Raw genomic sequence first — 20,734 nt, forward strand, 5'->3', positions numbered from 1 at the left:
GTCGCCCAAGCGTAACACGGCGCTACGCTGCGTGCCTTGCGGCACTTGCTTGCTTAACCCGTGTTAGGCGAACTTAATTAGGCGTCCTTTCTCGGGAAACCCGAGAAAGTCGGATTTGTTTTCTGCGGATATGTCGCCCAAGCGTAACACGGCGCTACGCTGCGTGCCTTGCGGCACTTGCTTGCTTAACCCGTGTTAGGCGAACTTAAAAAGGCGTCCTTTCTCGGGAAACCCGAGAAAGTCGGATTTGTTTTCTGCGGATATGTCGCCAAAGAGCAAGCGAATTGTTTTTCGTAAGAATATAGAGAAAACAGCCGCACTATTAAATGCGGCTGTTCGTTTATTATTCGTTTTCTTTTTCCGTCGGTTCGTTTTCTTCCGCTGTGGGAGCGACTGCGTTAGAAAGATTTTGATTTGGCTCGTCGGGCTCGCCCGTTTCGGTTGCCGATGCTTCGGCGGCTACCGCGTTCTTTTTAGCTCTCGGCGCGGGGTCTATGGCTTTGGCGAACGGAATAATATTATAACCGAACACGAGCACGGCAAGCGCTATTGCCGCGAGCGCGAGGATTATAACTTGAAACTGGCTGGGGGTAAGTCCGGGAATAAGCGCGCCGCGAGAATCGTCGCGTATGAACTCTATTAAAAATCTGTAAACCGCATAAGAAATTCCGTATATGGGAAGAAGGGGTTTATACATTTTGAATTTGAAGAGGAGCACGAGCATAACCGCGAGCAAAACCGCCAAAAACGCCACTTCGAAAAGTTGGGTGGGATACACGTTGTAAGCGTCGCCCGGAAAACGCACGCCGAAAATACCGTCGGTGCGTTTGCCGTAGCAACAACCCGCGCAAAAACAGCCGAGCCGCCCGAACATGTGCCCTAAAACTATGCACGGCGCGGCGTAAGACGCACATTCGAAAAAGTTGCGTTTAACTTGTCCTTTCGCAAATATAACAGTTCCGAGCACAAACGCGAGCACGCCGGGTATGAGCCCGCCCATAAAGGTAAGACCCGTAAATTCGAATTTGAGTATCTTTTGCGTGCGGTAAAGCTCAATCATATCGTAGAACGCCTGAAAGATTGCCGCACCCAAAATTCCTATTGCTATGCTCACTATTGCGAGCAACGAGTAAAAAGTGTACGTTTTGTCGTCCACTTTTTTTACGTTACATATTATTTTAAACAGGAGCACCGCCGAAAGAAGCCCTACGGCGAGCAATATGCCGTACATAGGAAGTCTTTCCACTCCGAACAAATATGGATACATACCCGTATTATATCATACGAAATACCGTTTGTCAATACGGAGGCTTTCAAAAGTGCGTCGAAAAAATTGACGCGGGGCGCAAAACTATGTATAATGAAAAGAAAGCCGCGCGTTACGGCGTAAGGACGGTATATATTTGAGCGCAGAAAACGGAAAAATAGCTGTTATAGACTACGGGGCGGGGAACCTTTATTCCGTGTTGTGCGCGTTAAAACGCGCCGCCGCGCCTGTTTACGTCGCAAAAACTCCGAGCGAGTTGAGCGGCTGCGCGGGCGTGGTTTTGCCGGGAGTGGGAGCGTTCGGTTATGCGGCGGAGTCGCTTAAAGAATCGGGCTTTTACGCGAGCGTTAAAGAAAAAGTATCGGGCGGAACGCCTATTTTAGGAATTTGTTTGGGAATGCAGCTTTTGTTTTCTTCGAGCGAAGAGAGCGTAGGCGCTACGGGGCTGGGAATATTGCCGGGTAAGGTTTTAAAGCTTAAAACGGGTTCGCTCAAATCGCCGCACATGGGTTGGACGAGTTTAACCGATTGCAAGGGCGAGCTTATGCGCGGCGTAAAAGACGGCGACTTTGTGTATTTTGTTCATTCGTATGCGGTGTTTAGCGAGGGGTGCGCTTGCGCGCGCGCAAAATACGGCGAAACTTTCGACGCGGCTGTGGAGCGCGGCAACGTGTTCGCCACTCAATTCCACCCCGAAAAAAGTTCGTCGGTTGGGCATACTATACTTGTAAACTTTTTGAATTATTGCTACGGGAGGGCGGAAGCATGACTGCGAAACGCATTATTCCGTGCCTCGACGTGAAAGACGGCAGAGTTGTGAAAGGGGTTAATTTTACAAATCTTACCGACGCGGGCGACCCCGCCGAAGTGGCGGAAGCTTACGAACGCGCGGGCGCCGATGAAATTGTGTTTTTGGATATTACCGCGTCGGTGCGCGGAGCGGAAACCGTTGCCGAAACCGTGACTAAGGTTGCCGAACGCTTGGCAATTCCGCTCGGAGTGGGCGGCGGAATACGCACTGTGGCGGACGCCACCGCTATTTTGCGGGCGGGCGCCGACAAAGTGTCGGTGAACACTTCGGCGATACGCGAGCCCGAATTTATTTCGCGGCTTGCCGATAAATTCGGCAGACAGTGCGTGGTTGTGGCAATCGACGCGAAAAAAGAGGACGGGCATTACGTTGTGCATTCGCAGGGCGGCAGAAAAAAGGAAGCGCTCGACGCGTTCGAGTGGGCGGCGAAAGCGGAACGTTTGGGCGCGGGAGAAATTTTGCTCACAAGCATAGACCGCGACGGCACCAACATAGGATACGAGTGCGAGCTTACCCGCGCGGTGTCGGATAGTGCGCGTATTCCCGTTATAGCGTCGGGCGGGGCGGGCGGCATGAAACATTTTGCCGACGCGTTCGAGTTTGCGCATGCCGACGCGGCTCTTGCGGCTTCGGTGTTTCACTACAACAAAATTCCCATAGGCGAACTTAAACAGTATTTGGCGACGGCGGGAATTTGCGTTCGAAGATGAAAACAATTAGGGTGTACGGCAATATATAAACGGAAGATTGAGAAAAATGGCGGAAATCGGAATAGAAAAAATAAAAGACAAATTGAACGCTATGTTCGACGTTGATGGCGGCGTGATTACCAAAACTCAATATTGCCCTGCGGGCAGGTGGGGTTTCACGCTTGGAATGTCGCTTTTTTTCGCGGCAATATATGCCGTTCTCGTTTTGTTTCTCAACAGGCTTTACGGGAGCCTTTATTGGTTTGTATTTTGTTTGCTTACGGCGGCTTTAATATATTTCGAAATAAGGCTGTGGTTTGCGTTCGCTCTCGATTTTAAAAGTCAAAAATTTGCCGAACGCACGCTGTTTTGGAAAAGAGGAGACGACAGGCTGTATTATTCTCGCGGCAGATACGTTTCAAAGCTCGAATACGAGAGCGGAGGCATAGAGGCGGGAAACGGCGGTTACGACAGATTCGAAGACAAGGCGAACTATTCGCCGTTTGCGGGAAGATACAACAAAGCGCTTCAAAGGCGCAGTTCGCTTTATTCCACAATGACGCCGAGTTTTTGGTTCGGGATTTTGTGCGACATGAGCTGTTTTGTTACGGAAAACGGAATAGCGGGAGTAGGGCGCGGAATAAGAGTGGAGTTTGTTTGCGACTCGGCGGGGAAAATATCCGAAATACGGTATGCGGGCAACGGCTACTATTTGTTTGACAGCGTTTCGCCTATTAAAATTTTCAACGCCAAAATTCCCGGCAAATATAAAATTACCTATAAGTTTCAAACGGGAAATACGGGAACGATTTTTGCGGACGAAATTTTCGGCAACGCCGTTAAAGACTTTTTATGGACTCCGCCGAGTTCGGAAGCTGTGAAATTTGTTTCGCCCGTTCCGTTCGCGCAATGGCTGAAACAAACGGATGAAAAAATTGCGGCGCTTAAAGCGGCGAAGGCGAGCGGCGCGGAAGTTGCGGCGTCGCGTGGTTCGGCTGCCGAAATTGCAAACGGCGTTTTAAAGGCTGAATTTTCCGAAAAGTTGAGAAAGAGCGCGTCGGCGCCGAACGTATTCGACAATGCGAACGAATTTAAAAATGCGGAGAAAAACGCCGCTATGAAAAGTTTTGCAGCGCGTTTAAATGCGGAGAAAAGTTTGAGCGATTCGGAAGCGGAAGCAAACGCGCGCGATTATTCGGTTTTGGACGTGAACAAATGTGGAATCGCGGATTTGCGGCATGAGAACGAAAAAAACAGTTTAAGTAGTTTACACGGGCAAAAAACGGAAGAAAAATTTTTTGCGGGAAAGGTGAATAAGCGTGGCGGAAAAAGATGAAAAAGTGCTGTGCAAAATAGATTGCGACTCAGGTCATAAAAAGATTCGCGGCGATAGGGTTACGGTTACCGAAAAACGCGTTTATAAAACGGGAATCAACCGCTTCGGGCGAGAGCACAAAAAAGTTGTGAGTATCGACGCGGTGACTTGCGCCGAATGGTGCGAAGAAAGGTTCGAAAGGTATCTTGCGCTCGGTTTTTCGTTCTTTGCGCTTTGTTGCGTTTTGAGCGCCTATTTTTTGCCTGACGGAAAAACTTTGCGTTTTGTGCTCGGCATAGTTTTTCTTGCGCTCGGCGCGGCGGCAATGATTTTGTGCACGGTTGCGTATTTCAAATTTAAAATAAAAACGGTAACGGTTTATTATTACGGCGGAAAAATGAAAATAGCGTCGCCGGGAATATCCGACGGCGACGCCGAAGAGTTTATTGTTCAGGTTCTCGAAGCCGCCGAGCGTGCGCGAGAATGCGGGCGGCAAAAAAATTGCGGCGGGAATTGAAAGCACTTATTTTTCGGTTAGTTTATGTATGAGTTCGAAACCGTAGCTAATCGTTTTGCCCGTTTTCGCCGCCGATTTTTCGGTGAGGGAATTTACGCCGTTTTGCTTTTTGCGCGAGTCGTAAAGCATATAGGGCACAGGCTCGCCCGTGTGAGTTTTTAGCGATACGGGAGTGGCGTGGTCGGGAAGCACAAGTATTTTAAAGTCGTCGTTGCCGTTTTGCAGAGCCGCAAGAACGGGAGCGACTATTTTTTCGTCTATGAGTTCTATTGCTCGAATTTTCCCTTTTTTGTCGCCTTGATGCCCGCATTCGTCGGGAGCTTCGAGGTGAACGTACACATAGTCGTGGCTTTTAAGAGCGTTTATTGCGGCTTGGGCTTTGCCCTCGAAGTTGGTGTGCAAGTTGCCTGTTGCGCCTTCCACGTTTATGCTCGTCATGCCCGCGCCGAGCGCTATGCCCTTTATTAAGTCTACCGCGCTTATGGCGGCTCCTTTAAGCCCCGTAAGCGTCGTAAAATTTTCGAGCTTGGGTTTTGTGCCCTCGCCCCAAAGCCAAATCGAGTTCGCGGGATTTTGTCGGCGCTCCGTTCGTTTTAAATTTACGGGGTGTTCTTTTAAGAGTTCGTGCGCGCGTTCCGTTAAAGAGCGTAACTGCGCCGAATACATTCCGCGCGGAAGATAGTCGGCTATTTTGCGGTCGGATATGTCGTGCGGGGGAGTGAGTATTGCGCCGAGCGCGCCGCTTTCGCGTTTTAAGCAGTGGCGGTACGATACTCCCGCATAGAATTTAAGTCCGTCGCCCGAAAGATTTTCGTCGAGAAAAGAAATAAGTTCGGCAGCTTCGTTTGTTGAAATTTCGCCTGCGGAATAATCGAGCATTGTTTTTTCGGAGAAGTCGCTTTCGTTCGAAAGCGTTACAAGGTTGCAACGGTAAGTTACGCCGTTTTCGCCGAGAGGCACCCCTATGCTCAAAGCTTCGAGCGGAGAACGCCCGGTATAGCATTTGCGCGGGTCGTAACCCATAACCGAGAGGTTTGCCACGTCGGAGCCCGGTTTCATGCCTTCTGGCACTGTGCCGCATAAGCCTACTTCCGAGACTTTCGCAAGCGCGTCTACCGTAGGTTTATGCGAAAGGCTCATTGGAGTTTCGCCGTTTTCGTCGGGATAGTCTGCCATTCCGTCGAAAAGTATCGTAACGTATTTCATTTTGTTTTCTCCTTGCGTTATTCGCGGTTGCGCGTTGAAAATTATTCCACTGTAACGGATTTTGCCAAATTTCTCGGTTTGTCTATGTCGCCGCCGCGAGCCGCCGCAACGTAGTATGCAAAAAGTTGAAGCGCCGCCGCCGTGAACAAAGGCGAAAACGCGCTGTTCGTTTCGGGCAATTCGAGAATGTCGTCGCATTCGGCGGCAATCGTTTGCGGCGCGTCGGTAACTCCTATAACCGCAGCGCCGCGCGAGCGCACTTCTTTAATGTTCGAAAGCGTTTTTTCGCGCAGTTCGGGTTCGGCGGCAATTCCTATTACGAGCGAATTTTTTTCTATCAACGAAATGGTTCCGTGCTTTAATTCGCCCGCCGCGTAAGCTTCGGCGTGAATATACGATATTTCTTTAAGTTTTAAAGCGCCTTCGAGCGCCGCCGCCCAGTCGTAGCCCCGACCTATAAAATAAGCGTCGGAAGCGGGGTAGTATTTGCCCGCAAGATATTGCGCTTTTCCGTTTACTTCGTCGATGTATTTTCCGAGCAAGTCGGGCACCGCTTTTAGTTCGCGCGTGAGCGACAGATATTCGTCGTGCGAAATGGTGCCGCAATCGTGCGCGAATTTTAAGCCTAATAAGCACAGCGTTGCGACTTGCGTGGTGTAGCCTTTTGTTGTGGCTACGGCAATTTCGGGACCTGCGCGGGTGTATAATACGTCGTCCGCTTCGCGCGCTATGCTCGAATCCACAACGTTCACTATTGCGAGCACTCGGCTGCCGTGCCGTTTGGCTTCGCGCAGTGCGGCGAGAGAATCTGCGGTTTCGCCCGACTGGCTTATTATAACGGTGAGGCAGTCGGAGCCGAGAATGGGGTTGCGATATCTGAACTCGCTTGCAAGGTCGGTTTCCACCTCTATGCGGGCGAACTTTTCTATAAAATATTTGCCTACGACGCCCGCGTGATATGCGCTGCCGCATGCCGCGACGCAAATTTTGCGAAAATCTTTGCCGTTAAGTTTTATTCTGTCGAGCCGTATGCCGTCGGGAGTAATGCGGTCGTGCACCGTTTTTTTAACCGCGCCCGGTTGCTCGAAAATTTCTTTGAGCATAAAATGCGGATAGCCGTCTTTTTCGGCGTCGGCGGCGCTCAGGTCGGAAACTATCGGCGTTTTTTCTATTTTTTCTTTGTTTGTGTTAAAAACGGTTATGCCGTTAGGCGTTAAAACGGCGATTTCTTTTTCGTCGGGTATTATAAATTTACGGGTGTAGGGGAGCACGGCAGGAATGTCGGACGCTATAAAGTTTTCGTCGTCGCCCACGCCGAGAACAAGAGGGGAATCTTTTCTTAGAGCGTAGAATGTGTCGCCGTCGCCCGCGTGAAGTATGCCGAGCGCGTAAGAACCTTTAATTTTGTTGCGCACTTTTATTATGGTGTCGAGCATGTCGCCGCCGTAGTAATATTCGAGCAAAAGCGATATTAGTTCGGTGTCGGTTTCGGAACGGAAAGTAAAGCCGCGTTCCGAAAGAAATGCTCGCAGTTCGAGGTAGTTCTCTATTATGCCGTTGTGCACAACCGCAAAGCTTTTGTCGCGGCTGAAATGCGGATGAGCGTTTTCGTCGCTCGGGCCGCCGTGAGTTGCCCACCGCGTGTGCCCTATGCCGGTAGTGCCTGCGGGATTTACTCCTTCGGTGAGTTTTTCGAGTTCGAACAGCCGCCCTTTGGCTTTAACGATTTGAATTTCGTCGCCGCTTGCAACCGCCACTCCGCTACTGTCGTATCCTCTGTATTCGAGCCGTCCGAGCCCGTCCAAAAGAATGGGAGTCGCCTGTTTTTTCCCCGTGTAGCCTACTATTCCGCACATATCAGTCGTTGTTCTCCTTTTTTTCTGTTTCGGTTTCCTGTTCGGTTTGGCGCGGTTTGTGAAGAATTATTTTTATTATAAGGGCGATAACTACCGCGATTGCTATAATTCCTATTGCGAGAATAATGTAGTCGATTACCGCCGAGAAGAAAAAACACAGCAGTGTTATTATTGAAGTTGCAACGAGGTTTCCCGCCACAACCGACACGAGAGCTTTCGGATACGGCAGCTTTGTGAGCGCCGCAACCGCGCTGCCCGTCCAAACTCCGGTAAGAGGGAGGGGGATAGCCACGAAAGCGAACACGCCGAGCATTTTTCGGAAGTCGCTCTTTTTTTTGATTTGTTCGCCGTCGGGCGATGGAAGGGAATCGTCTTTTAAGATATTTTGCGATTTTTTCTCGAATTTTTCGTATATGGTTTGCCCTACTTTTTTAAACAGCTTTGTGCGAGAAAGCCATTTTACGAACGGAAGCAAAGCGGCTATTAAAACGGGCGCCATTAAAGACGAGCCCAAAAAAGCGTATAAAAGAGCTAACGGCGGTTTTATTCCGTAGCCGAAAGCTATGGGTATTGCTCCGCGCGCTTCCACAATGGGCAGAATGGATATAAAAACCGTTACAAGCTCGGGGAACCGAAACACTTTGAGCATTGCCTGAGTTATAATTTGTATGATTTCGTTCAAACTGCCTCCTAAATTTTAACGGTTTTCGTTCTGTGCGGGGGATTGCTTCGCTGCGCTCGCAATGACGTTATCATTCCTTGTCATTGCGAGGAACGAACGCAGTGAGTGACGCGGCAATCTTTGTTGCGTTTTTCGCTCCATACACGGGATTGCTTCGCTATCGCTCGCAATGACATTGTTGCATGGGATTGCTTCGCTCGTTGCACTCGCTCGCAATGACATTTAAACGCGGCAAGCCCGCGTTTGATTTATATACTATTTTATAGTATATGCTTCGGTTTGTCAATTTATATTTTAAACTCTTATCCCGCTTGCGGCGTTTATTTTGCGTCGCAGTTGCCGAAAATAGTGTTTGGGGGCGTTTTTTGTGATTGCAAAGGTACAAAAAGATTGACACCCGAGCCGTGAAAATAGTATAATTGAAATTGTCCGATTGAGGCGTGGTTTTCGCATACTTTTTTGCGGACGCAACGCGCGGGCTAAGTCGGCGCCGCTGTCGGCAATAAAAAAGAGAGACGAAATATAATGAGAAAAGAGTTTTCGTTTAAAAACTATTTTATTTATGCGTTCCGCTACTGGCTTATCGTGGCTATATGCGCGGTGCTCGGTTTGGGAGCGGGGCTTGTGTCCGGCATTATGCTGCGCGACAAAGAGTATGTTAAATACGAGGGGAACGTTGCGATAAGCGGCGTAAGCTCATTTTTTGAAGATTTGAGCGACAAAGCGGAAATTCCCGCTAATTTATACAACACAATAAAATCGGAAGCTCTCTCGGTGATGCGTTCGCAGTTGGTCGCGGACAAAACGTATCAACATTTGGGAAAAGAGTGGCGCGAACTCGAAATCAACAAAAAGCTTACCGTAAACGAGGCGAAAGACAAATTTTACGAGCGGTTGCAGGTGGTGGATTCGAGCTATTATATTAGCGTCAGTTTTGTGCAGGATAAAAAGACGAACGACGGTTTTCCCGCAAAGGCGGTTAATACCTATCTTGAACTTGCAAAGGCGGAAGCCGTTAGGCGCGAACCGATGCTTGCCGACAGAGTGGGCGACAGCCCCGAAACGATTGATTCCAAACTTACCATATCTTTGGCGGAAGAGCGAGTTGAAAACACGCTCGACGGTTTGGGACTTTTGAAAGGCGCGGTTATAGGCGTTGTAGGCGGATTCGTTGCGGCTATGATTGCAATGCTTATTGCATATTATATAGACAAGCGTATTACTTCATACGGCGATATTGCGGAAGTTACGGGACGCAAACTTTTGGGCGTGAGCAAAGGCTCCGTTTCGAACAAGGTGTGCCCGCGTATAGACTGCGAGATGTCGGGCGCGCAGGTGCTTGCCGTTTGCGGAAATGAGGAAACTTGCCGCAGGCTTTCGGAGCTGTGCGGAGAATACGCGGCAAGCGCGGGGCACAAAACTTTAAGAATAGACTTTTCGTGCGGCGACGGCAGTGAGCCCGACACGTTCGGCGCGTATGTGGGCGGCGCGAAACTTTCGGAATGTTTAAAAGAGGAAAACGGCGTGTTCGTGATGAACGGCACCCGCTCGTGGGCGCTCGCGCTCGGAAACGGCGACAAAATAGAGGAGCTTAAAAAGCAATACGGCAGAGTGGTTATATGCGCGCCGTACCGCGACGACGGCTCTGTGGGAGTTCTCTCGAAAATAAGCGATAAAACCGTTTTCGCGGTTAATCAAAGCAAAATGAGAATGCCCGACATGCTCGGGCTTGTGCAAGAGGCGGACGCGGGCGAAAAAGCTATAGGAACCGTTATAGAAAAAACGGGAAGAAGTTTTGTGGGCGGAAACGTTTATTTTATCGCCGACGAAGAAGAATAACCAAGGAAAAAAGTTTAATAAAAAAAATACGTTAGCGCTTAAAAATCAGGCTGCGGGGATTTAACGGAATGAAACGAAAGAAAGAAAAAGCGAAGCACGCTTCTAATAAGCTGAGGTCGGTTATCACGGTTATAATTTTAGACGTGGTTTTCGCTTTCGGCTCGTATTGGGCTGCCCGCGCGATAATGTTTTACCGCGCTCCCGTGCCCGAAGGTTACACAAGCTTCGAGTGGCTTGCCATGCTCGCAATGGTGATTATAACCATATCGATGCTTGTGTTTTTCGATTGCTACAATTCGGTTTGGAAATATGCGGGCAGGGTGGAGTTTTTCAAATTTATTTTGGCATATTTCACTTCGTTCGGCATTATAATGCTGTTTAAAGTTATAATGAACGTTGCGTTCGATTTTCAGCTTTGGTCGCCGCTTGCTTTAATGTATTTGCTGTTTTCGGCGATATGCTCGGGCGTTACGCGCTTTATAAACGGCATTATGAACTACATTGTGTACGTTCGCCGTCTTGTGGGCGGAAAAGCGGATTATGCCGCGCGTAGAACGGTTGTAATCGGCGCGGGCTACATGGGCTCGCTTATTATAAACAGGTTTATAAACAATCCGCAAGACGGATATTTTCCCGTCGCGTTTATAGACGACGACCCCGACAAGCAAGACAAGAAAATATACGGCATAAAAGTGGAAGGCGGAATGGACAGGCTCGGCGAAACGGTTGCCAAATACCGCGCGCAGGCTATTGTTATAGCAATTATGAAGCTTTCCAAAACTCAGCTCAGAAGCATTTACGAGCGTTGCTCGAAGTTTAACGTTCCCATTAAAGTAATGCCGGAAATGACGAACGCAAGCGATATGTCTAAGCAGACTCTTTCGCTACGCGACCTAAAAATAGAAGAGCTTTTGGGACGCGACGAATTCAGAGTGTGCGACGAGCTTATGAATTCCGCAGTTAAAGACAAAGTGGTTATGGTTACGGGCGGCGCGGGAAGCATAGGAAGCGAGCTTTGCCGCCAAGCGCTTAGGTACGGTTGCCGTCATCTTGTTGTGTTCGACATGCACGAGAACGGAATGTTCTTTTTGAACGAGGAATTCAAATCGCAGTTTGCGGGCAGATATTCGCTTGTTATAGGCACTGTGCGCGAGCGCGACAAACTGCGCGAAACGCTTGGGCTGTATAACCCCGAAATCGTTTTCCACGCGGCGGCATATAAACATGTGCCCATGATGGAAATCGCGCCTACCGAAGCTATAAAAAACAACGTGTTCGGCACTTTGAACACAATAGAAGAGTGCGAAAACGCGGGCGTTAAGCGCTTTGTGCTTGTGTCTACCGATAAAGCGGTTAATCCCGCCAATGTTATGGGCGCGAGCAAACGGCTTGCCGAAATGCTCATTCAAACGCGCGGCAAAGTGTTTAACATGCAGATGGCGGCGGTGCGGTTCGGAAACGTGCTCGGAAGCAACGGCAGTGTTATTCCCATTTTCTTAAAGCAAATAAAAGAGGGCGGACCGATTACGCTCACGGATAGAAATATAAAACGGTATTTTATGACTATACCCGAAGCGGTAAGGCTCGTTATGCAAACGGCGGCGCTTGCCTCAGGCGGCGAAGTGTTTGTGCTCGATATGGGCGAGCCGGTGTATATATACGACCTTGCGTGCGACCTTATTCGCATAAACGGACTTATTCCCGAGCAGGATATTCCCATTAAAGTTACGGGGCTGCGACCCGGCGAAAAGCTGTTCGAAGAGCTTCGCTACGATAAAGAGACAGTAGACAAAACTATGCACGAGGGGATTTTCGTTACCCGCCTCGAAAAAATCGACGGCAAAACGTTTGACGTGCAACTTGAAAAACTCAGAAAAGCGGCGTTCAAAGAAGACGAGCGCGTCACCGAAAAAACGATATTCGAAATTGTTCCGAGCGACTTCCGCGATAAGGTTGCGGCTGAATTGCTCGCTACTCAAAACGCCGAAATAGCGGCGCGAACCTCGCACAGAGATGAACAAAACGCCGAAAGCGTAGAAAAGCTTGCGGTTACGGTTAAATAGGTAAGAAAAAACGGCTACGCAAAGGAAGGAAACGAATAACATGGCGATTGCAAACGGCGGAACATACGGAAGAACTACGCGAATGCGGGAGCTTGCGTATAAGCTTGCGTTGTTTAGGGCTAAGTTCGGAAAATGGCGAGAGAGCGGAATAATGCGGAAAATATCCGACTTTTTTTATTCGCCGTTTTTTATTTACGCAGTGGGCGTTATAAGCTTGGGCTTGAATATTTTAGGCATAGACGAGCTTACATACGCATTTTTGGCTGTTGCCGGCACGTCTTCGCTCGTTGTTTGTTCCGACGCGTTGCCCGCGTTCGGAGTGCTGACGTTTTTTACTGTGGCGCGCTCTGTGGGAAACCGCGATTTCGAAAAGTTCAATTCGGCTTCGTATGTTGTTTTGGGTATATTCGGCGCCGTTGCGGGGCTTGCTTTTTTGTTTCACCTTTTAATGAATTTTTCGTTTAGGCGTTTGCGGTCAAGCAGATTTAATTTGGCTTTTGCGGTGCTCGGTTTCGGGCTTATTACAAACGGCTTCTTTTTTTCGGGGTACACGTTTAGAAACATTCCCGACGCTCTGAAACTTTTGGTATATATGGTGGGGGTATATTTTTTACTTAGAGGGTGCGTGCGCCCCACGCGCGACTCTTTGCGGTATTTCGCTTTTGTGTGCCTCGTTCACGGGCTTACGGTGGGAGCGCAGGTTTTAGCAACGTATTTTATTAACAAACCGTTTATAGACGGCGGCTTTTCGAAAGACAATCTTATTTTCGGGTGGGGAATAAGCAACACGGCGGGCGAGGTGCTTTTCCGCGACATGCCGCTTTGCTTTTATCTTATGTGTACCGAAAAAAAGAATAATTGGTATTATTTCGTTGCCGCTTGCATGATTGTTATTGCGCAAGTTTTCACTTACGCCCGTGCGTCGCTCTTGTTCACGTTGCCGCTGTTTTGCTTGTGTTATGTTCTTTGCTTGATATTCGGAAAAAAGAGGGCGCAAACGTTGATATGCGGCGCGGCGGCGTTCGTTGCGGGAATAGCGGCGCTCGTTGTGATGAAAGACGAAATTGCCCAAATGCTCAAATTTTTTACCGACAACGGGTTTAAAGACAGGGGCAGGTTCGAGCTTTGGAACGACGGTATAAACTTTTTTAAAGAACATCCCGTTTTCGGCGTGGGGCTTAGGCACAGATTTAAAGAACTATTTCACAATTTTTCTTATTATCATAACACTTTAATTCAATTTACCGTTACGGGCGGCGTTGTGGGCATAGGAACGTATTTGTTTTTCCGTATGCACACTTACGCGCTGTTTACGCAAAAATTAACGCTCGAAAGGCTTTTTTTGGGAGTTCTCGCGGGCGGCATACTGTGCATTTCGCTACTCGATAATTTCGTTATGTATTTGGGCAGCCAACTGTTTTTGAATTTTGCAATCGTGTTTGCCGAGCACGACCTTAACGCGACTTTGCCTTTCGCGTATATGAGACGCAACAAAAGGGGATATAAGGCGCTGTATTAAGTTGTATTTTTATCGTGTCTTGAAGCGACTATTCGCTTTGCATGGTGGCACTTTTGGAGGCGTGCCAAAAGTGCGGCAAAAGCACGTCGGGGACACTTTCGGCTGTGAGCTCGGGTCGCGGGCGTAGCCGCTCCCCGCTTTGGCTAACGACAGCACACTGTGCTGTTTTTACGGCACACTGTGCCGCCGCGTCGCGCCCCAATCCTCGCAACGATAAAGGACTCCGCCCCTTAACCCCTCTTAACGGCAACGGGAATTAAACGCAATCGATTTTCGAATTCGTAACTATAATTTTTAGCTCCAACCTATAAAGAGCCATAAAAGGCGCAGCCTTTTTCGTTGCGGGGTGGGGTGTTAAGAGGGGAGGGACACAATCGAAAAGTGTCCCTCCCTCTTATCGTTTTCGCCGAAGCCTTTTGCGACCAAAAGGCTGGGGAGATTGCCGCGCTCGTTTCACTCGCTCGCAATGACAAGAGGCGTCATTGCAACTAAAAAGCCGAAAGAATGTTTGCGAATATGCGCATAAATGCCGTTGCGGGCTACGCGACGGCTTTTTTTCACGCCTATGCGAATATGCGCATATATAATTTTGAAGGCGCTTGCCGCACTTTGTGCGTTTTTAATGCGGTTGTGCTTTTAAAACGGGAGGTTATAATGAATATTGCGGTTTTTTTCGGCGGCAAAAGTTGCGAACATAACGTGAGCATAGTAACGGGGTTGCAGGCTCTTGCGGAATTTCCCAAAGAGCACAAAGCTGTGCCCGTATACATAGACGAAAAGGGAATTTGGCATACGGGGAAAGAGTATGCCGACATAAACACCTATAAGAAAAAAGCGAGCGCGGCGCCCGGAAAAGAAGTGCACTTGCGCCCGTCCTCTAATTGGCTGTATGCAAAAAACGGCAAAAAGCTTATTAAACTCGACTGTTGCCTTATTTGCAATCACGGCGTGAACGGCGAAGACGGCAGTTTGCAAGGGCTATTGCAACTTTGCGGACTTCCGTATACGGGGAGCGGAGTGGCGGCAAGCTCGGCGGGCATGGATAAAGCTTTAATGAAACGGCTGTTTAAAGAAGCGGGATTGCCTATTGTGCCGCACATAACGGTGAGCGGCGAAAACTACGTGAACGATTCTTACGGCACCGTTGAAAAGGTTAAGCGCGAGCTAAAATTCCCTTTAATTGTTAAGCCGAGCAATTTGGGCAGCAGCATAGGAATAGGACTTGCGCACGATTTTCACGAACTGTTCACCGCCGTGCGCGTGGCGCTCGAATGGGATACTTCGGTTGTTATAGAATCGGCGCTCGAAAACTTTGAGGAGTTTAACTGCGCGGTGCTTTGCGGCGAGCCGAGCGAAGTTGAAAAACCTGTGGGGTGGAAAGATTTTTTAACCTACGAAGATAAGTATTTGAGCAAGTCGGATAGCGTGGGGCGCGAGTTCCCCGCGAAAATCGACGAGGGGTTGCGCTCTAAAATCCGTTCGCTTGCCGTTTCGGCGTATAACGCGGTGGGAGCCGACGGCGTTGCGCGGGTAGACTTTTTATATGCCGATGGCGAACTTTACGTTAACGAGATTAACACCGTGCCCGGTTCGCTTTCGTCGTACTTTTTCGAGGGAGGAACCGAATATGTGGTGCGAAAATTAACCGAACGCGCTCTTTCCGTTTTCGGCGTGAAAAAACGGCTTAAATACGCATATAAGCCGTTTAGAGGAGAGGGACGGAAAAAGTAACCGCCTATTTTGTGAAGGTAAATTCAATATGCTTATGTTCGTCTCCGAAAGCCGTTTTTATATACTTTTTTAATGTTTTGGGCATTGTTACGCTTGTTAGGCTACTGCATTTGGAGAACGCGCATTCCCAGATATAAGTTACGCTATCTGGTATGGTTATGCTTGTTAGCTTGTTGCAATTATAAAATGCATTATCTCCGATAGTCGTTACACTATTCGGTATTGTAATGCTTGTTAGGCTACTGCAATCTGAGAACGCACCATCACGGATACTTGTTACGCTATCGGGTATCGTCACGTTTGTTAGACTACCGCAATAAGAGAATACTATCTCATCGATAGTAATAACGCTATTCGGTATTATAATGCTTGTTAGGCTACTGCAATTAGAGAACGCGCCATACCCGATATTTGTTACACTATTCGGCATTGTAATGGTTGATAGGTTGCTGCATCCAGCAAAAGCATTGTACCCGATAGTCATTACACTATCGGGTATCGTTATGCTTGTTAAGCTACTGCAATAAGAGAATGCATTATCACGGATACTTGTCACGCTGTTGGGTATTACAATACTTGTTAAGCTACTGCAATAAGAGAACGCACCATCACGGATACTTGTTACACTATTTGGTATTGTAATGCTTGTTAGACTGCACTCATAGAACGCACAAGGTCCGATAGTTGTTACGCTATTCGGTATTGTAATGTTTGTTAGATTACTGCATTTATAGAATACATGACTTTCGATACTTGTCACGCTGTTAGGTATTACAATACTTGTTAGGCTGTTGCAACCGGAAAAAGCCCATTTTTCGATAGTCGTTACGCTATTTGGTATTATTATGTTTGTTAAACTATCGCATTTATAGAACGCTTTATACCCGATACTTGTTACGTTATCGGGAATAGTAACATTTCCGCCGTTACCGTTGTACTTTTTTAATACGCCGTTTTCTATGTCGAAATCAGGGTTTGAGGGAATGGGCGGTTTGGCGCTTTCTTTTTGCACGACGGTGGTTTGGGCGGTGTTTTTGCTTGCGGCTACTCGTTTTTCGTATTCGGCGCGGGCTTTTTCTTCCGCGTTTTTGCGCACAAGCTCGGCATACTCTTTAACCGACGAGACAAATTCTTTGCCGCCGCATTCGCCGCAAAACTTTACCGTGTCGGAATTTTCGGCGCCGCACAAAGCGCAAAATTTAACGGCGCGGTGCGACTCGTTATTGCGGGCGCTTCGCAGTTCTTCCAAAAGTTTTCGCTGTTCCTCTAATTCGCGTTGCTTTCTTTTTGCCGCTTCTTCGCGTTTTAATTTTGCTTCGGGGGTATGGTTTTCAACGAACGAAGTTATTTTGCCGTAGGGGTCAACCCCTCGCATGTCTATGCCCTGAAGCTTGCCTTTGCGACCTGGCAAGCGCTCAATGGGAGAGCCCGAGAACACTATTGCAACGCTGTCGCTCTCTTTTTCGTCGTCGGCAACCATTTTTAAAAAGCGGGTGTATTCGTTTTTAACCCATGCGGTTTGCAAGTAGCTTTCGTTGCCGCACACAACGAGCATGCACTCGCTCGAATATAGGGCGTAAAGAATAAGCGCTTCGTAGTCGGCGCCCGTGCGGTTGCCTATTTCTCGCTCGGAGAAAAAGGGTTTGTAGCCTTTGCCGCTAAGGTGAAAATAGAGTTCGTCAGCCGTTTTGTAGTCGGCGGTGTAAATCTTTTGTCCGTCGGTTGTGGTGCGCTCGTCGTCGGTTACTTTAACGCAAATAAAGCAATCGTAGTTAAGCCCCGATTGTTGGAATTTGAAAAATTCTTTGCGTATGTAGTCTATTTCTTCGCATTGCCGCGCATATTGGGCGCGCTGTTCTTGGGTGGCAAGCGCGAGGGCGCGCAGGTAGTTTTTGTCTTGCGCGAAAACCTTGTTTGAAACTTCGTGGCAAATGGGTTGCAATCGGTTGCTCACGGCGTCGCGTATGTGCTGCACTTTGTGGGTTGCGTACGCCATGCCTATGTAAGCTTCGGGCTCGGCGGGGTCTATGCGGGCGGCTTTATTAAATGAGGCGAACGCGTCGTCGAAGCGGCAAATGTCGAGTTCGTGGTTGCCTATTCTTATTGCGTCGAGGGCTTCGGGCTCTACCGACTTTGCAAGGGTGAAAATTTCGGTACAATAGGGGCATTTTATTACGCCGTTTTTTGCGGTTTGGGGGTCGAGCGTAGAGCCGCAACACTTGCAGATAAGCGATTGTAATTCGATAGCCATTTTCCTTACTTCCTTTGCGTTTGTTTTTCAATTTTTATTTTAAGGTAATTCTCAGAGAGTGTCAAACGATTTAAGCGCCTTTTCGCTTTTTTGTTAAACGGCTGCAAAGTTGGCGGAGTGGTTGCAATAACGAAACCGCTTGACGGGAGAGGGCGAAGCATAGTATAATAAACACATGGCGGGCGTCGAGGTTTTAGCGCCCGTAATTTTTTCGGAGGTGCGAGAAGTGGCGCGTATTAAATATTCGGTTCCCATAGTGGAGATGCAAGGCGACGAAATGACGAGGATTTTATGGGACTGGATTAAGGAAATTTTGCTCGAACCTTATGTGGAATTGAATTGCGAGTTTTACGATTTGGGGCTGCCCGAGCGCGATAAAACCGACGATGAAATTACCGAAAGAGCTGCCGACGCCATTAAAAAGTATGGCGTGGGCGTGAAGTGCGCCACCATTACGCCAAACGCTCAGCGCGTGGAGGAATACGGCTTAAAGAAAATGTGGCTATCGCCGAACGGAACGATTAGGGCGAGGCTTGACGGCACCGTTTTCCGCGAACCCGTTTTGTGCGAGTCGGTGCGCTCGTATATTCCCACCTGGACTAAACCTATAGTTATTGCCCGCCATGCCTACGGCGACGTGTACCGCAACACCGAAATAGCGGTGGAGGGCGAGGCGGAAGCCGTTCTCGAAGTTAAGTACAAAAACGGAAAAACGGTGCGCAACAAAATTGCCGACTTTTCGGGCGGCGGGGTTGCGCAGGGCATTCACAACACCGACGCGAGCATAGAAAATTTTGCGCGTTCGTGCTTTACATACGCGCTTGATTTAAAGCGCGATTTGTGGTTTGCCACCAAAGACACAATTTCAAAAACTTACGACCGCAGATTTAAAGAAATTTTCGAAAAGGTGTTCGGCGAATACCGCGAAAAATTCGAGGCGGCGAATATAAAATACGAATACTCTTTAATAGACGACAGCGTTGCTCGCATTATCCGCTCGAACGGCGGAATGATTTGGGCGCTCAAAAATTACGACGGCGACGTGATGAGCGACATGGTTGCAACTGCTTTCGGGTCGCTCGCCATGATGACGAGCGTGCTCGTGTCGCCGCTTGGCGCATACGAATACGAAGCGGCGCACGGCACCGTTACCCGCCACTACTACCGTTACCGCGACGGGGAAGCTACTTCCACAAATCCCGTTGCCACCATTTTCGCGTGGACGGGTGCGCTCCGTAAGCGCGGGGAAAAAGACGGAGTGCAAGCGCTTTGCGATTTTGCTTCAAAGCTTGAAAAAGCGGTTTTAAGCGCGATAAACTGCGGCTTTATTACGGGCGACCTTAAAGCGTTGTATGCGGGCAAAAACGCGCCCACAGTTCTCGACTCGCGGGCGTTCCTGAAAAAAATAAAAGAGTTTATTTAAATAATTTCGCACGCGGCGACGCAAAATAATATAGAATGGTAATGAAAAATCTTTTTTCGACTATGAAAAAAGATTTTTTTACATATTATGAAAATATTTGTGTGAAAACACTATTGTTGACAAATGCTGTCAACAATTATGTGATATTATTATAGCGTTAAAACGAACGGAGGTTTTTGTTGTAATGAATATCGAAATTGCCGCTGTTATTACGGTAGCTAATAAGCTGGATATTCTCGATAAGTTGCTTGAACGCAGAATGACGCGGGCGGCGCTCGACACGGCGAGCCCCGCTTTGCCTCTTCTCGAAAAAGTTTATCGGCTTGGCGAATATAAGCGTCTTGCGGCAAATCTCCGCGTTATGGAGCACCGCGTGCGCTCTGCGCTCGGCGACGAAAACACCGAGCTTATTAAAAGCGCGGCGCTCGGAAGATGCGGGTTGGAACACGCCAACAAAAGAGTTAGGATAGCGTACAAAAAGGCGCGGAAAGTTCTCGAAGATTTGGGAGTGTATGCCGCCGAGCTTGAAAAATATAAGGCGTTGCCTCTTTACCGAGCGGAATGCAACCGCCTTAAAAGACTTGAAGCAAAAAAAAGAGAGCCGCTCATAATAGCGAAAGCGGCTGTGTGATTACTGTTATTGTAGTGGATTGCTTCGCTACGCTCGCGATGACATCAACGCAAGCACAGTGCCGTGTTACGCTTGGGCGACAATCCGATGACAACAAACTCGACTTTCTCGGGTTGCCCGAGAAAGGACGCCTAATTAAGTTCGCCTAACACGGGTTAAACAAGCAAGTGCCGCAAGGCGCTTTGCGCAGTGCCGTGTTACGCTTGGGCGACTATTCTACTTACTGTGGCGCGGGGTGCGCTTGGAGTCGGGGCGGTAGAAAAGAACGAGCATAATCATTCCCGCAGGCACGCATAAAGTTACCGCGAGGGCTATCGCGCCGTTGCGGCTGAGCGACAGAGAGGGCGAAGTTTCTTTGGGAGCTGAGGGAGAAGGGCGAGGAACTTTTTCGCCTGAGTTGGGAACAACTTCGTCGCAAACGAGCTGAGCGGAATAAACGTAGCCGTAAAACGTTCCGCCGTCGGGTTGGTTATAGCGTACATACTGCCAAACGTTGCCCGCGCCCGCGAACAGTTCGCCGCCTTCGCGCGAGCCGTAAAGCGTTAGCGCGGCGTCGGGCGGCACCGAGCACAAAACTTTGCCGTTTTGAGGGTGCGGCTTGTCGCGCAGATTCACCGCCATGCCGTCGTTGTTCGGCTTTGCCGTGAGCGAAGCGAATTTGGTTACGGGCTCGTAGTCTACAACGGTTATGTCGGCGGCGCGAACGTATCCCGATAAGTCGAGGTAAGAAACCGGGTATTTTCCGTCGGATTCTTCGCCGCACAAAACGGTGTAGTAGGTGGCGGGAAGAGTGCAAACAATTTCGTTCGCTTCGTTATAGAGAGATGCAGGCGAGGGAAGCAGAGCGTAGGTAACGAAGCCGCCGTTTTGGGCGGCGAGGGGGAAGAAAGCGACGATTGCTGCATAAACGATAATTGCGGCTTTTTTCATACGC

The 20,734-nt window shown here is 48.8% G+C and carries 16 protein-coding genes; 10 read left to right on the plus strand and 6 right to left on the minus strand.

Features of this window, described 5'->3' with window-relative positions:
- Nucleotides 1-343: 343 nt before the first annotated feature.
- Nucleotides 344-1,267, minus strand: a complete 924-nt coding sequence (locus NFR62_RS09975; RefSeq protein ID WP_251618024.1) for a prolipoprotein diacylglyceryl transferase — start codon at nt 1,265-1,267, stop codon at nt 344-346.
- Nucleotides 1,268-1,403: 136 nt separating this feature from the next.
- On the opposite strand from NFR62_RS09975, the gene hisH reads away from it, so the two are divergent.
- Genes hisH through NFR62_RS09995 form a run of 4 tightly spaced genes read left to right on the plus strand, consistent with a single transcriptional unit; the run spans nt 1,404 to nt 4,599 of the window.
- Nucleotides 1,404-2,036, plus strand: coding sequence for an imidazole glycerol phosphate synthase subunit HisH (hisH, locus tag NFR62_RS09980; protein ID WP_251618025.1), 633 nt, complete (start codon nt 1,404-1,406; stop codon nt 2,034-2,036).
- Nucleotides 2,033-2,788: an imidazole glycerol phosphate synthase subunit HisF gene (gene hisF / locus NFR62_RS09985; RefSeq protein ID WP_251618027.1), complete on the plus strand. Its 756-nt coding sequence runs from the start codon at nt 2,033-2,035 to the stop codon at nt 2,786-2,788. Before hisH ends, hisF begins: the two co-directional genes overlap by 4 nt.
- 46 nt (nt 2,789-2,834) lie before the next feature.
- Nucleotides 2,835-4,103, plus strand: coding sequence for a hypothetical protein (locus NFR62_RS09990; protein WP_251618029.1), 1,269 nt, complete (start codon nt 2,835-2,837; stop codon nt 4,101-4,103).
- Entirely contained in the window at nt 4,087-4,599 is a 513-nt protein-coding gene (locus NFR62_RS09995; protein WP_251618030.1) for a hypothetical protein, read from the plus strand. Before NFR62_RS09990 ends, NFR62_RS09995 begins: the two co-directional genes overlap by 17 nt.
- A gap of 6 nt (nt 4,600-4,605) precedes the next feature.
- On the opposite strand, the gene NFR62_RS10000 is transcribed toward NFR62_RS09995, so the two are convergent.
- From NFR62_RS10000 to NFR62_RS10010, 3 genes are read right to left on the minus strand one after another with little or no spacing between them, the layout of a single operon-like run.
- On the minus strand, nt 4,606-5,805 hold the full coding sequence (locus NFR62_RS10000; protein ID WP_251618031.1) for a cofactor-independent phosphoglycerate mutase: 1,200 nt from the start codon (nt 5,803-5,805) through the stop codon (nt 4,606-4,608).
- Nucleotides 5,806-5,846: 41 nt separating this feature from the next.
- A complete protein-coding gene (gene glmS / locus NFR62_RS10005; protein ID WP_251618032.1) occupies nt 5,847-7,661 on the minus strand; it encodes a glutamine--fructose-6-phosphate transaminase (isomerizing) in 1,815 nt (604 codons plus the stop codon).
- Between the two features lies 1 nt (nt 7,662).
- Complete coding sequence (locus tag NFR62_RS10010; protein ID WP_251618033.1) at nt 7,663-8,343, minus strand: COG2426 family protein; 681 nt, start codon at nt 8,341-8,343, stop codon at nt 7,663-7,665.
- A 525-nt stretch (nt 8,344-8,868) separates the two neighbouring features.
- Here NFR62_RS10010 and NFR62_RS10015 point away from each other — a divergent pair.
- The 4 genes from NFR62_RS10015 to NFR62_RS10030 all read left to right on the plus strand — a co-directional run bounded on the left by NFR62_RS10015 (nt 8,869) and on the right by NFR62_RS10030 (nt 15,495).
- On the plus strand, nt 8,869-10,182 hold the full coding sequence (locus NFR62_RS10015; protein WP_251618034.1) for a YveK family protein: 1,314 nt from the start codon (nt 8,869-8,871) through the stop codon (nt 10,180-10,182).
- 68 nt (nt 10,183-10,250) lie between these two features.
- Nucleotides 10,251-12,245 carry a polysaccharide biosynthesis protein gene (locus NFR62_RS10020; RefSeq protein WP_251618036.1) on the plus strand — a complete coding sequence of 665 codons (1,995 nt, stop codon included), beginning with the start codon at nt 10,251-10,253 and terminating at the stop codon, nt 12,243-12,245.
- 40 nt (nt 12,246-12,285) lie between these two features.
- A complete protein-coding gene (locus NFR62_RS10025) occupies nt 12,286-13,764 on the plus strand; it encodes an O-antigen ligase family protein (protein WP_251618038.1) in 1,479 nt (492 codons plus the stop codon).
- A gap of 654 nt (nt 13,765-14,418) precedes the next feature.
- Complete coding sequence (locus tag NFR62_RS10030; RefSeq protein WP_251618039.1) at nt 14,419-15,495, plus strand: D-alanine--D-alanine ligase; 1,077 nt, start codon at nt 14,419-14,421, stop codon at nt 15,493-15,495.
- A 4-nt stretch (nt 15,496-15,499) separates the two neighbouring features.
- Here the strand turns inward: NFR62_RS10030 and NFR62_RS10035 are convergent, their stop codons facing one another.
- On the minus strand, nt 15,500-17,746 hold the full coding sequence (locus tag NFR62_RS10035; RefSeq protein WP_251618041.1) for a leucine-rich repeat protein: 2,247 nt from the start codon (nt 17,744-17,746) through the stop codon (nt 15,500-15,502).
- 226 nt (nt 17,747-17,972) lie between these two features.
- On the opposite strand from NFR62_RS10035, the gene NFR62_RS10040 reads away from it, so the two are divergent.
- Together NFR62_RS10040 and NFR62_RS10045 are read left to right on the plus strand one after the other, a co-directional pair.
- The gene (locus NFR62_RS10040) at nt 17,973-19,169 is read left to right on the plus strand and encodes an NADP-dependent isocitrate dehydrogenase (RefSeq protein WP_251618043.1); all 1,197 of its coding nucleotides are present in this window, start codon (nt 17,973-17,975) and stop codon (nt 19,167-19,169) included.
- Nucleotides 19,170-19,353: 184 nt separating this feature from the next.
- Entirely contained in the window at nt 19,354-19,800 is a 447-nt protein-coding gene (locus NFR62_RS10045) for a hypothetical protein (protein ID WP_251618046.1), read from the plus strand.
- A gap of 216 nt (nt 19,801-20,016) precedes the next feature.
- On the opposite strand, the gene NFR62_RS10050 is transcribed toward NFR62_RS10045, so the two are convergent.
- Complete coding sequence (locus NFR62_RS10050) at nt 20,017-20,730, minus strand: hypothetical protein (RefSeq protein WP_251618049.1); 714 nt, start codon at nt 20,728-20,730, stop codon at nt 20,017-20,019.
- Nucleotides 20,731-20,734 lie beyond the last annotated feature (4 nt).

This window comes from Pumilibacter muris (assembly GCF_943193045.1).
In the GTDB taxonomy this organism is placed as follows: Bacteria; Bacillota; Clostridia; order Christensenellales; family Pumilibacteraceae; genus Pumilibacter; species Pumilibacter muris.